At 71.4% G+C, this 13,444-nt stretch carries 6 protein-coding genes; 3 read left to right on the top strand and 3 right to left on the bottom strand.

What is annotated here, in order from left to right; translation table 11 throughout:
• From ACIBI9_RS67130 to ACIBI9_RS67140, 3 genes are all read right to left on the bottom strand, one after another.
• Positions 1-4,226, bottom strand: a 4,226-nt coding sequence (locus ACIBI9_RS67130) for a type I polyketide synthase (protein ID WP_397239432.1), incomplete at its 3' end; no start/stop codon positions are given.
• Positions 4,227-4,419: 193 nt separating this feature from the next.
• Entirely contained in the window at positions 4,420-5,658 is a 1,239-nt protein-coding gene (locus ACIBI9_RS67135; protein ID WP_397239434.1) for a type III PLP-dependent enzyme, read from the bottom strand.
• Positions 5,655-6,569 (bottom strand): proline iminopeptidase-family hydrolase, encoded by a 915-nt coding sequence (locus tag ACIBI9_RS67140; protein WP_397239436.1) that lies wholly within the window; start codon positions 6,567-6,569, stop codon positions 5,655-5,657. The genes ACIBI9_RS67135 and ACIBI9_RS67140 overlap by 4 nt, the downstream gene beginning before the upstream one ends.
• 305 nt (positions 6,570-6,874) lie before the next feature.
• Between ACIBI9_RS67140 and ACIBI9_RS67145 the strand changes: the two genes are divergently transcribed.
• From ACIBI9_RS67145 to ACIBI9_RS67155, 3 genes are all read left to right on the top strand, one after another.
• Positions 6,875-7,930 carry a helix-turn-helix domain-containing protein gene (locus ACIBI9_RS67145; protein ID WP_397239438.1) on the top strand — a complete coding sequence of 352 codons (1,056 nt, stop codon included), beginning with the start codon at positions 6,875-6,877 and terminating at the stop codon, positions 7,928-7,930.
• 150 nt (positions 7,931-8,080) lie between these two features.
• Positions 8,081-9,358: an activator-dependent family glycosyltransferase gene (locus ACIBI9_RS67150; RefSeq protein WP_397239440.1), complete on the top strand. Its 1,278-nt coding sequence runs from the start codon at positions 8,081-8,083 to the stop codon at positions 9,356-9,358.
• A gap of 61 nt (positions 9,359-9,419) precedes the next feature.
• A partial coding sequence (locus tag ACIBI9_RS67155; protein ID WP_397239442.1) for a type I polyketide synthase occupies positions 9,420-13,444 on the top strand: 4,025 nt, incomplete at its 3' end.

Here is a 13,444-nt window from a genome sequence, read left to right on the forward strand (position 1 = left end):
GCCATGCTGCCGCCGCCATCGGCGCTGCCGGTCTCGGCGCCGGTTGTCACCGCGCCGCTGGTGACCAGCACCAGCCGGGTCTCGGCCAGCCGCTCGTCAGCCAGCCACCCGCTCAGCACACCCACGACCCGATCGAGCTCCGGCCGCAACCCCTCCAAAAGCCTGTCCTGGCCGACAGCAGCCACCGGCAGGCGCAGCACCACCGCGGCGGGAACTGCCTGCCCGGACGCGACCGCATCACCCAGCGCCGCCGCGTCCACGTACTCCTCGACACCGCCACCGGCGGACTCGACGGCAGCGGCCAGACCAGGCCACCGCTCACCCACCACCGCCACATCCACAGCGCCGGTCGGCTCGGCCGGCAGTGGCACCCACTGCACGCGATGCAGCGCATCGTGCCCAGGCTGCGGACGCGACGACAGCCCGCCGGCCGGCAGCGGGCGTGAGATCAGGCTTGTGATGATGGCCACCGGGGCGCCGGTGGTGTCGGCGATGTGGATGCTGGTGGCGCCGTCGTCGGTGGGCTGGGCGTGGACACGCACGCGTTGGGCGCCGGAGGCGAGAAGTTCCACCCCGTTCCAGGCGAACGGCAGCGCGACCCCCTCAGCCTGCTCGATGAGGCCGGTGGCGTGCAGGGCGGCGTCCAGCAGAGCCGGGTGGATGCCGTAAGCACTGGCCTCGGCGGCCTCTCGTTCGTCGAGTTCCACCTCGGCGAACACCTCGTTGTCGCGGATCCAGGCGCGCTTGAGTCCTTGGAAGGCCGGACCATAGCCATATCCGGTGCTGGCCAGGGTCTCGTAGTGGCCGGATACGTCCACCGCGTGTGCTCCGGCGGGCGGCCACTGCTCGCTCGCGGGATTTAGCGTGCTGCTTGTCGTGGTCAGGGTGCCGGCGGCGTGGCGGGTCCAGGGCCGCTGGCCGGTGCGGGCGTGCACCGCCACCTCACGCCGCCCGTCCTCATCAGCGGCGGCCACGGCCACCTGGAGCTGGACCGGCTCGTCACCGTCGATGACCAGCGGCGCCTCAAGCGTCAGCTCCTCCACCACCGGGCAGCCGACCTCGTCACCCGCGCGCACCACCAGCTCCACGAGCCCGGTGCCGGGGAAGACCACCGTCTCCCCCACACCGTGATCAGCCAGCCACGGGTGCGTGGAGGTCGAGATCCGCCCGGTCAGCACCAGCCCGCCGTGATCGGGCAACTCCACTGCCGCTGCGAGCAGCGGGTGGTCCACCTGGGCCTGGCCCAGCCCGCCCGCGTCCGACACGCCGGTCGTGGCGGGCTCCAGCCAGTAGCGCCGGTGCTGGAAGGCATACGTGGGCAGCTCAGCAGCCACGCTGGTGCCGGGCAGGAGTCGTCCCCAGGCCACCTCGACGCCGGCGGTGAATGCTTCGCCCACCGAACGCATGAATCGGTCCGGGCCACCCTCGCCGCGGCGCAACGACCCCACCGCAACTCCCGATGTGCCGGTGGCGTCCAGGATGTCCTGCACCGCCATCGTCAACACCGGGTGCGGGCTCACCTCGATGAAGGCGGTGCGGCCGTCGGCCAGCAACGCCCGTACCGCGCCCTGGAAGTTCACCGGCTGTCGCGCGTTGGCGAACCAGTACTCCGCGCCCAGCTCCGAACCGGCCAGCGCTCCGCCTGTCACCGTCGAATACACCGGCACCCGGCCCGGGCCGGGCTCGATCGGGCCCAGCATCTCCAGCAGTTGCCCGTGCAGCGGCTCGACCATCTGCGAGTGCGACGCGACCGTGGTCGCGATCAACCGCGCCCGCACTCCTTCACCGCGCAGGCGTTCCACGAGCTCTTCCAGCACCTGGGTCGGTCCGGCGACCGCGCAGGAGGCGGGCCCGTTGTCCGCGCTCACCTCCAACCCGCCGTTCCACGAAGCGATACGTTCGCGCACGGTCTCGGCGGGCAGCCCGACCGCGGCGATCGCGCCCCGTCCCCACAGCTCGGCGGCGAACAGCCGGCTGCGCAGCACGACCACCCGGACGGCATCGGCCAGCGACAACACCCCGGCCACACAAGCCGCGGCCACCTCGCCCTGCGAATGCCCCACCACTGCCGTCGGGCGGACTCCGGCCGACTCCCACAATGCCGCCAGAGCCACCCCGACCGCGAACGCCATCGGCTGCAGCACCTCGATGGACTCCAGGCCGGCCCCATCGGCATCGGCCAGGACCTGGGCCGGGTCCCAGTCCACCCACCGCCGGATCTCGGTGAAGCACTCCTCCAGCCGGGCGGCGAACACCGGCGACGCCTGTGCCAGCTCCACGCCCATCCCGGCCCACTGCGCCCCCTGGCCGGGGAACACCAGCACCGCATCCCGCCGGCCCGACGCCGTACCCGAGACCACCGCGGGATCAGACTCACCGGCCGCCAAGGCACGCAGACCGCCCAGCAACTCCTCCCGATCCGCGCCCACGACCACGGCGCGGTCCTCGAAGGCAGCACGGGCACGCACCAGCGACACCCCGACACCCTCCGCCGACACCTCCGGCCGGGCATCGACATAGGCGGCCAACCGCGACGCCTGGGCCCGCAACGCCTCCTCACCGCGCCCCGACACCACCCACGGCACCACCCCGGAAACCACCGGAGCGTCCCCGGGCGCGTCCAGTTGCGGCTCGGGAGCCTGTTCCACGATCACGTGCGCGTTCGTCCCGCTCACCCCGAACGACGACACACCCGCCCGCCGCGGTCGGCCATCCGGCTCCGGCCACTCCCGCGCCTGCTCCAGCAGCCGTACCTGGCCCCGCTCCCAATCGACATGGGCCGTAGGAGCGGACACATGCAGCGTCCGCGGCAACAGCCCATGCCGCATCGCCAGCACCATCTTGATCACACCGGCCACTCCCGCGGCGGCCTGCGTGTGCCCGATGTTCGACTTCACCGACCCCAGCCACAGCGGCTCCGCCGGATCACGGTCCCGCCCATACGTGGCCAGCAACGCGTGCGCCTCGATCGGGTCGCCGAGCGCGGTCCCCGTGCCATGAGCCTCGACCGCGTCCACCTCAGTACCCGGCACACCGGCATTGGCCAGCGCCTGGCGGATCACCCGCTCCTGCGAAGGACCGTTCGGAGCCGTCAGACCATTACTGGCCCCGTCCTGGTTGACCGCCGACCCACGGATCACCCCCAGCACCCGATGACCGGCGGCCACCGCGTCCGACAGCCGCTCCAGCACCAGCACACCCACGCCCTCGGAGAAGCCGGTGCCGTCGGCGTCGGAGCTGAAGGCCTTGCAGCGGCCGTCGGCGGCGATGACGCGCTGGCGGCTGAAGGCGGTGTACGTCCCCGGCGCGGACATCACGGTCACCCCGCCCGCGAGCACCAGCGGGCTCTCCCCGGTGCGCAGCGACTGGCAGGCCAGGTGGATGGCCACGAGCGACGCCGAACAGGCGGTGTCCACCGTGACCGCGGGACCCTCCAGGCCCAGCGTGTACGCGACCCGGCCGGCGACGACGCTCGGCGCGGCGCCGGTGACGAGGTAGCCCTCGACGTCGGGGGGCGCCTGGTGCAGCCGGGGGCCGTAGTCCTGCGGTTCGGCGCCGATGAAGACGCCGGTCTGGCTCTGGTGCAGGGTCTGGGGGTTGATGCCGGCCCGTTCGACGGCCTCCCAGCACGTCTCCAGGATCAGCCGCTGCTGCGGGTCCATCGCCACGGCCTCACGCGGGCTGATCCCGAAGAACGCCGCGTCGAACTCCGCGGCGTCGTGCAGGAAGTGGCCCACCCGCGCGTAGGTGGTGTTGCCGGCGTCAGGGTCGTCGTCGAAGAGCCGGTCGAGGTCCCATCCCCGGTCGGTCGGGAACCCGGTCACCGTCTCCCGGCCCTCGGTGATCAGCTCCCACAGCTGCTCGGGCGTGGCCACGCCGCCGGGGTAGCGGCAGGCCATGCCAACGATCGCGATGGGCTCGTCGGAGCCGACGGCGGCCGTGATCTCGGCGGTTCGCCGTTCCCCCAGCCCGAGTGCCTCGGTGAGCAGATAGTCGGCGAGAGCGGCCGGCGTGGGGTAGTCGAAGGCGATGCCGATCGGGAGCTCGGCGCCGAGCTCGGCGGCGAGCCGGTCGTGCAGCTCGACCGCCGCGAGAGAGTCGAGCCCCATGTCCTTGAAGGTCTGCTCGGGGGAGACCGTCTCCAGCAGCCCGGGCAGTACGGCGCTCATCACGTCGAGCGTCGTCCGGCTCACCAGTTCGATCAGGGACGCCCGGCGTTCTGCCATGGAGAGGTCCGCCAGTCGAAGTGTGAAGGCCGTCGCTCGTCCGGCCCTCGTCGTCGGGGTGCCGCTGGCTTCGAATTCGCTGTTTCCGGACTGGCTCATCTGTTTGACTCTCCATATGAACCGCAGTGATCCTGTCCGCGGCGGTTGAGCCGGGACAGCCGACGATGGATACCTGCAGGGCAGGCAGGTGGTGCTACTCGTACATGCGGACGAAAAGGACGTGGGACGAGGAGACGACCCTGTCGCCGCGCATGACGACCTCGGTGGGCGCCGGGCGGCCCAGGAACATGAGCAGGCTGGCCGTCATGCCGTAGGCGCCCGCGTTCGGGATGGTCACGACGTCCCCCGGGCGGAGTTCGGGTACGGAGACGTTGCGGCCGAGGATGTCGCCCGGGGTGCAGAGGGGGCCGACGAGGCTGGCCCGCTCCACGGGCTCGGCGGACTCGAACTGGATGGAGACCGGCAGCAGCCGCCCGAGCCCCGACATGCCGCCCAGCGTGTTTATCCCGGCGTCCAGGATGATGAACCTGCCGCCGCGGCTCTCCTTGACATTGGTGACGGTGCACACGAGCCGGCCGCAGTCGCCGACGAGGTAGCGCCCGGATTCGCAGGCGACCTGGGGGCTGCCGTTCCGCCAGCCCGGGAAGTGCGAGTCGAGGACCTCCTCCAGCGCCGCGCGGAGCCCGCCGTAGACGGGGCGCTCGCCGGGGGAGAGGTAGGGGGAGGCGAAGCCGCCGCCGATGTCCAGCAGCTCCGGCTCCAGGCCCGTCGAGTCGCGGACCTCGGCCGCCGCCGTGATCGTGTGCTTGAACTCGGCGATCAGGGATTCCTCGTCCTTCGCGTTGCTCAGCGAGAACAGGTGCATCCCCGACAGACGGGTGCCACGCACCGAGCGGAGCTCCGGCATGAGCTCGGGCAGCGTCTCGCTGTCGAAGCCGAACTGGGAGGGCGCCCCCGTCATGCGGATGCTGGTGGTGGCCCCCGAGCCGGTGCTGTTCACCCGCAGGAGGCAGTCGGCGACCGTGTCCTGCTCCCACGCGGCCTGCCCGATCCGGCGCAGATCGTTGACCGATTCGACGGAGAAACGGCGGACGCCGGCCTCCAGAGCGGCCTCCACCTCCTCGGTCGTCTTGCCGGGGCCGGTGTAGAGGATGTCGAGCGGGTCGAAGCCCGCCAGCAGGGCCGCGGCGAGCTCGCCCGTGGAGCTGATCTCGGCCTTGCATGAAGAACCGCTGCTCACCCGCAGCGCCTCGGCGATCTCCGGATGGGGATTGGCCTTGAACGAGAAATAGACGACCGTCCCCTCGGGCAGGGAGGCGCGGAGGTCGTCATGGGCCGCGACGGCACGTTCGAGGTCGTAGACGTACAGCGGCGATCCGTAGCGCGCAGCGAGCTCGGCGTCGCTCTTCACGATATCGGTGGCGTCGTTCAAGATTTCTCTCCTTGGGTCAGGCTCCCGAGGAATTCGAGCAGCACCTGCCGGAAGAGCTCCGGCTCCTCCAGATGCGGCGAATGGCTGGAATCCTCGAAGACCTTTCCACGGGCCCGGGGAATGAGCTCGAGAAAAGGCCGGACCGACTCCTGGGTCACCTCGTCGTGACGGCCCGATATCACCAACGTGGGCACGTCGATGCCGGGCAGGAGGTCCATGACGCCCCAGTCCTTCAGGCTGCCGATCACGTGGAATTCGCACGGCCCGTTCATGGCGTGATAGACGGTCGGATTGCTCAGCGTGTCCATGAACGTGGCCTTGAATTCGCGCGGCCACGGCTGCGTACGGATCACGTGCCGGTTGTAGAAGACCATCATCGCGTCGAAGTATTCGCGGGTCTCCGTGGTTCCGGCCGCCTCGTGGGCGAGCAGCGTCTCGTTGATCCCGCTCGGCAGCAGGTCGCGCAGGATCTTCAGCTCTTTCCGCCATTCCGGGTACGAGGCCGGCGAGTTCGCGATGACCAGGCCGCGCAGGCCGGACGGCCGCTCCGACGCGTGTTTGGCGGCCAGCAGACCGCCCCAGGAATGCCCGAAGAGAACGTAGTCGCCGGCGATGCCCAGCCGGTTCAGCAGATTGCCCAGCTCGGCGTCGAACAACTCCGGCGTCCAGAATCCCGGGTCCGCGTCGTCGAGATGCGTGGAACCGCCGTTCCCGAGCTGGTCGTAATGGACGACCGGCCACCCGGCGTCGGCGAGGTCCGCCAGCGGGAGCAAATAGTCATGGGTGCCGCCGGGCCCGCCGTGCAGGGCCACGACCGCCGGTTTTCCCTTTCCCGGTGTGCCGGTCACCCGGTACCAGGTCACGTGGTCGCCGAACGGCAGGGTTCCCCTGGCGCTGGGGGCTCGGGCCAAGTCAACCACCTCATCAACGCTCGGCGCGGAGACGGCGCCCCACGCCCTGGGCCATTCATCGAAATGCCGCCCAATGCGCAGGTGAGCGGCCCTGCCGACGCTAGGTGACGGCCGATCGAGGGCGGACCCCTATCCGACCCGTGCGTATCCCCTATAGGGCGGGATTCCGCTCCCCGGACCCGCCGCGAAGCCCCGGTATCCGTATACCGTTCCGTTGCGAACATTCACCCCGAATGGCGACTGCCGGCCGCGGCGTCGCTTTTCCGAGCCCGAGTGAACGCAAAATCAGAGCCGAGGTCAATCTGATGAAGCACCTGCTGTTGCGCCTTTCAGAACTCGACGCCCACGCGGGTGACGAGCTCAGGGTGATCAGCTTCTTCGACGTGCTCCTGCAGAACGGGACCGATCTGGATCGGCTCCTGCTGGAGGCCGCGCGGCTCGCGGAATGCCCCGTAGGGGTGAGCGTTCCCCATCTGGGGGTGTATCGGCGGGTGAGTGCCGACGGCGGCACCCCCGACGGGCCCGCCGACCCGGATGCCAGGAGGCACGGGCTCGTGAACGGCGGCGAGGTGTGGATCGAGCGGCGCGGCCACGAATACCCGATCGACGCCATGCTCGTCGAACGGTTCGCCATCGCCTGCGCCGCCGTCCTGGGCAGGAGGGAGCCCGGCCCGGCGTTCGGCGACCCGGCGCTCGTCGAACTCGTCCTCAGCTCGGCCGTCGACGAGGCCGGACGCTCCCGGGCGCTGAAGCTCCTCGGGCTGAGGCCGGACCGTTCCGTGCAGGTGTTCGCCGTCGCCGGTGACGCCTCCGGGCTGGGGGGCAGGGCGGCCCGCCTCGGGCAGGTGCACGGGGTCGTCGTCTCCGGCCCGCCCTGGCCCGACGCTCTCGCGAGCACGAGTTCGACGGTCGGGGTGAGCCCGCGCGTGCCGTCCGCGAGCGCCGCGCAGGCCTGGCACCTGGCACGTACGGCACTGCGCTTCGCCGGCCCGGGGGAGCTGTGGGGCAGGGTCGTGCACTGGGACCGGCTGGGCGGCTTCGCCCTCCTCGCCGAGCACCTGCCGTACGAGGCCATCGGCGGATCCCCGGACGTCGCCGCACTGGACCGCCTGGCGGAAGGGGCCAACGGCGACTCCGTCCTGGCCACGCTGGACGTCTTCGCGGCCAGCGACTCCATCCGCCAGACCGCCTCCCGCCTCTACATCCACCGCAGCTCCGTCGCCGCCCGGCTGGCCCGGGCCGAGAGCGAGCTCGGCTTCCCGGTGCAGTCGGCCGAGGGCCGCGCCCGCCTGACCCTCGCGCTCACTTTGCGACGGCTCGGCGAGAACCCCAGTACGGCGGGAGTCCCCAGGGGGGCCTGAGGGGTGATCTAGGGGTCGGTGCCTCTCACGTGGCTGATTACTGTCTCGTGAGAGTCGATGGGGCTCTGGCGGACCTGCTCACGACACCCACTGTGAGCGGAAGGGCGCGTTGCGCGCCGCCGACCCTTGTACCTGCCGGAAGGATGCTGTATGCGCGTCGTTGTCACCCAACTCGCGGCCAGCGCTCATCTCAACCTCGTGGTGCCGCTCGGCTGGGCGCTCAAGGCCGCGGGCCACGACGTCGTGATCGCGGCACAACCCGACATCATGCCCCTGGTGCAGCAGACGGGACTGATGGGAGTCGCCGTCGGCGACGAGGCGAGATATGCCGAGCGCGTCGCGGCGATGGCACCCGAGGAGACCATCTACGGGTCCGGGTACTCCATCACGGAGATCCGGCCCGAGGTCCTCACCTACGAGTACGTGCGCGACTGCCTCGCGGCCTTCGCCTCCCCGATGGCGCTGGACGTCAACACCGACGAGTCCGTCTACGACGGCATGGTCGCCTTCTGCCGCTCATGGCGCCCTGACCTGGTCATCTGGGACAGCATGACGTTCACCGGACCGGTGGCGGCGACCGCCTGCGGCGCCGCGCACGCCCGGACCACCATCGGCCGCGACCACTGGGGCCGCTTGCGTGAGCTGTTCCTGCGCCTGCGGGCCGAACGCCCGGAGGCCGCCGGCGAGGACCCGGTACGCGACTGGCTGACCGCCAAGCTGGAGAAGTACGGCTGCGAATACGACGACGACCTCGTCCTCGGCCAGACGACCATCGACTCGCTCCCGTCCTGGCTGCGCATGCCGGCGGAGTACGACTACCTGCCCGTGCGCTACGTGGCGTACAACGGCCCCGGGACCATCCCCGACTGGCTGCGGTCTGAACCGGAGCGGCCACGGGTCTGCGTCACCCTGGGCAACTCCTACCAGGAGGTGTGGGCCGGCCGCGCGAAGCTGGGATACCCCGACCTGTTCGAGGCCGTCGCCGACCTGGACATCGAGGTCGTCGCCCTGCTGGGCCCCGCTTCCGTCCCCGAGGGGGCCACGGTCCCCGACAACGTACGGATCCCCGGGTTCGTGCCGCTGGACCCGCTGCTCAAGACCTGCTCGGCGATCGTCCACCACGCGGGGACGGGCAGCACCCTGACGGCGCTGCTCAACGGGGTCCCGCAGCTCATCATCCCGCACGCGCTGCACGACGAGGACCAGGTCGCGGACGCCATCGAAGCGCACGGCGTGGGCGTGCACCTTCCGCCGGACCGGTTCTCGGCCGTCACCCTCCGCACCGAACTGCAGCGGATCCTGAACGATTCCACCTTCACCGAGCGCGCACAGAAGACCAGTCAGGAGATACGGGAGACCCCGACCCCGCACGACCTGGTCAAGGACCTGGAAGAGCTCGTGCTCCGCCACCGGAGGACAGCCGGCTAGACCGCGCCGGCTCACGTCCGTCCCGTTCCGCCTCACTACCTCAAGGCTGGTTGAGAATCCCATGGCCACTGATGACAAGTTCCGGGACTACCTCAAGCGTGCTACCGCCGACCTTCAGCGCACCCGCCGGCGGCTGCGCGAGGTCGAGGCGAAGGATCGTGAGCCGATCGCGATCGTGGCGATGAGCTGCCGCTACCCCGGCGGGGTGAACTCGCCGGAGGACCTGTGGAACATGCTGGTGGAGGCCCGCTCGGGGATCTCCTCCTTCCCCGACGACCGGGGCTGGGACCTCGAGACGCTCTACAGCGAGGACCACAACGCCAGCGGTACGACGTACGCGCGTGACGGCGGCTTCCTCGAAGGGGCGGGCGACTTCGACGCCGGCTTCTTCGGGATCAGCCCGCGCGAGGCCCTGGTGATGGACCCGCAGCAGCGGCACGTGCTGGAGGTCGCCTGGGAGGCGCTGGAACGGGCCGCGATCGACCCCGGCACGCTGCGCGGCACCCCTACCGGCGTCTTCGTCGGCGGGACGCAGACCGGCTACGTCTCGGGGCTCGGGCCGTTCCCCGAGGGCGTCGAGGGGTACGTCCAGACCGGCAACACCAGCTCCGTCATCTCCGGCCGGGTCGCCTACAGCATGGGGCTGGAGGGCCCCGCGGTCACGGTGGACACCGCCTGCTCCTCCTCGCTCGTCGCCATCCACCTGGCCTGCCAGTCGCTGCGCAGCGGGGAGAGCACGCTCGCGCTCGCGGGCGGCGTGACCGTGATGCCGACCCCCGAGCTGATGGTGGACTTCAGCCGGCAGCAGGGGCTGGCCCGCGACGGCAAGTGCAAGGCCTTCTCCGACGACGCCGATGGCACGGTCTTCGCCGAGGGCGTCGGCATGCTGCTGCTGGAGCGCCTCTCCGACGCGCGGGCCAACGGCCACCAGGTCCTGGCGGTCATCCGGGGCACGGCGGTCAACCAGGACGGGGCCAGCAACGGTCTGACCGCGCCCAACGGTCCCTCGCAGGAGCGGGTGATCCGCCAGGCGCTGACCAACGCCGGGGTGACGGCCGCCGAGGTGGACGTGGTCGAGGCCCATGGCACGGGAACCACGCTCGGCGACCCGATCGAGGCCCAGGCGCTGCTGGCCACGTATGGGCGGGACCGTGACCCGGCGGAGCCGCTGTGGCTGGGGTCGGTGAAGTCGAACATCGGGCACACGCAGGCCGCCGCGGGCGTGGCCGGTGTGATCAAGATGGTCATGGCCACCCGCGAGGGCCTCCTGCCCCAGACCCTGTACGTGTCCGCCCCGTCCACCCATGTCGACTGGGAGGAGGGCCAGGTCCGGCTGCTGGAGCAGGCGCGGGAGTGGCCGGAGCCGGACGGCAGGCCGCGGCGGGCGGGTGTGTCGTCGTTCGGGGTGAGCGGGACGAACGCGCACGTGATCGTGGAGCAGGCAGTGGCGTCGCAGCCGCAGCCTCAGGACGTGCCCGCGGATGCTCCGGTGGTGTCGGGTGTGGTGCCGTGGGTGGTGTCGGGGCGCGGTGAGGAGGCGTTGCGGGCCCAGGCGTCGCGGTTGGCCGCCTATGTCGATGCCCGGCCGGAGGTGTCGGCGGAGGGTGTCGGGGTGTCGCTGGTGCGTGCCCGTGCTGCCTTCGAGGACCGTGCCGTGGTCGTGGGCGCGGATCGGGAGGAGTTGCTGGGCGGTCTGCGTGCTTTGGCGGCCGGTGAGTCTGATCCCGCGGTGGTCTCGGGTACGGCGTCGGGCCGGCGGGATGCGGTGCTGGTGTTCCCCGGGCAGGGGGCGCAGTGGGCCGGGATGGGGGTGGAGCTGGCGCAGGCGTCGCCGGTGTTCGCCGCCCGGCTGGCCGAGTGCGGGCAGGCGCTGAGCGAGTTCGTCGACTGGGACCTGCTCGACGTACTGCGCGGTGAGGACGGGGCTCCGACCCTGGACCGGGTCGACGTCGTCCAGCCCGCCACCTGGGCGGTCATGGTTTCCCTGGCGGCATTGTGGGAGTCGGTGGGGGTCCGTCCGGCCGCGGTGATCGGGCATTCGCAGGGTGAGGTGGCCGCGGCGTGCGTGGCCGGGGCGCTGTCGCTGCGGGACGCGGCCCGCGTGGTCGCCCAGCGCGGCAAGGTCATCCGCAGGGAGCTCGCCGGGACGGGCGGCATGCTGGCCGTGCTGCTGCCGTACGAGGAGCTGGTGCGGCGGCTCGAACCGTGGAGCGACCGGCTCTCGGTAGCCGCCGTGAACGGCCCGTCCTCCGTCGTCGTGTCCGGCGGCGCCGCCGACCTGGACGAGTTCTTCGCGGCGCTCACCGCTGAGGGCGTGCAGGCCCGGAAGATCGCGGTGGACTACGCCTCGCACTCCGCCCAGGTGGAACGGCTCCGCGAGACCGTCCTGGCCGAACTGGCCGGGCTCGAGCCTCGCTCTGCCGACGTGCCCTTCTACTCCACGGTCGCCGCGGAGCCGCTGGACACCGCGCGGCTGGGGGCCGACTACTGGTACACCAACCTGCGCCAGCGCGTGCGCTTCGAGGACGCCGTACGGGGCGCGGTTCGCGACGGCCACGATCTCTTCCTCGAGGTGAGCCCGCATCCGGTGTTGACGATGGCGGTGCAGGACATCCTGGACGCCACCAGCTCATCGGGTGTGGCAGTGTCGTCGTTGCGCCGGAGCGAGGGTGGCCCGGGGCGGTTCGTGCGTTCGGTGGGCGAGGCGTTCGCGGCCGGTGTCGAGGTGGCCTGGGGACGACTCCTGCCCGGCACCAGCGTGGCTGCTGAGCTGCCCACGTATGCCTTCCAGCACCGGCGTTACTGGCTGGAGCCCGCCACGACCGGCGTGTCGGACGCGGGTGGGCTGGGGCTGACCCGGGTGGATCACGCGCTGCTCGCAGCGGCGGTGGAGTTGCCCGATCACGGCGGGCTGGTGCTGACCGGGCGCATCTCGACCTCCACGCACCCGTGGCTGGCTGATCACGGGGTGGGGGAGACGGTGGTCTTCCCCGGCACCGGGTTCGTGGAGCTGGTGGTGCGGGCGGGTGACGAGGTCGGCTGCCCGGTGGTGGAGGAGCTGACGCTTGAAGCGCCGCTGGTCATCGACGGTGACGAGCCGGTCCAGCTCCAGGTGGCCGTGGCCGCCGCCGATGAGGACGGGCGGCGCGAGGTTGCGGTGCATGCCCGCACCGGCCAGCGGCCCTGGACCCGCCACGCCGCCGGCACCCTGTCCGCGACGAGCAGCGCGGCCGGTTCTGCTGATGAGCAGTGGCCGCCGGCGGGAGCGCAGGCGGTGGACGTGTCCGGTCACTACGAGGCGTTGGCCCGTGCCGGGTATGGCTACGGTCCAGCGTTCCAGGGTCTCAAGCGGGCCTGGGTGCGTGGCGCAGAGGTGTTCGCCGAGGTGGAGCTGGACGAGCGGGAGGCCGCCGAGGCCAGAGCTTACGGCATCCACCCGGCTCTCTTGGACGCCGCCCTGCACGCCACCGGCCTCATCGAGCAGGCTGAGGGGGTCGCGCTGCCGTTCGCCTGGAACGGGGTGGAGCTCCTGGCTTCCGGCGCTCAGCAGGTGCGTGTTCACGTCCTTCCGGCTGAGGACGGCGCTTCCAGCATCCGGATCGCCGATGGCACCGGTGCCCCGGTCGCGGTTGTCACGAGCCTGATCTCACGCCCGCTGCCCGCGGATGGGCTGTCGTCGCGTCCGCAGGTTGGGCACGATGCGCTGCATCGTGTGGCGTGGGTGCCGCTGCCGGGTGAGCCGGTCGGCGCTGTGGATGTGGCGGTGGTGGGTGAGCGGTGGCCTGGTCTGGCCGCTGCCGTCGAGTCCGCCGGTGGCGGTGTCGAGGAGTACGTGGATGCGGCGGCGCTGGGTGATGCGGTCGCGTCCGGGCAGGCAGTTCCCGCCGCCGTGGTGATGCGCGTGCTCCGCCGGGACGGAGATGGGCCGCTGGAGGGCTTGCGGTCGGAGCTGGACCGGGTCGTGGGTGTGCTGAGCGGGTGGCTGGCTGATGAGCGGCTGGCCGAGACCCGGCTGGTGCTGGTCACCAGCGGCGCGGTGACAACCGGCGCCGAGACCGGCAGCGCCGATGGCGGCGGCAGCATGGC

This window comes from Nonomuraea sp. NPDC050451 (genome assembly GCF_044458585.1).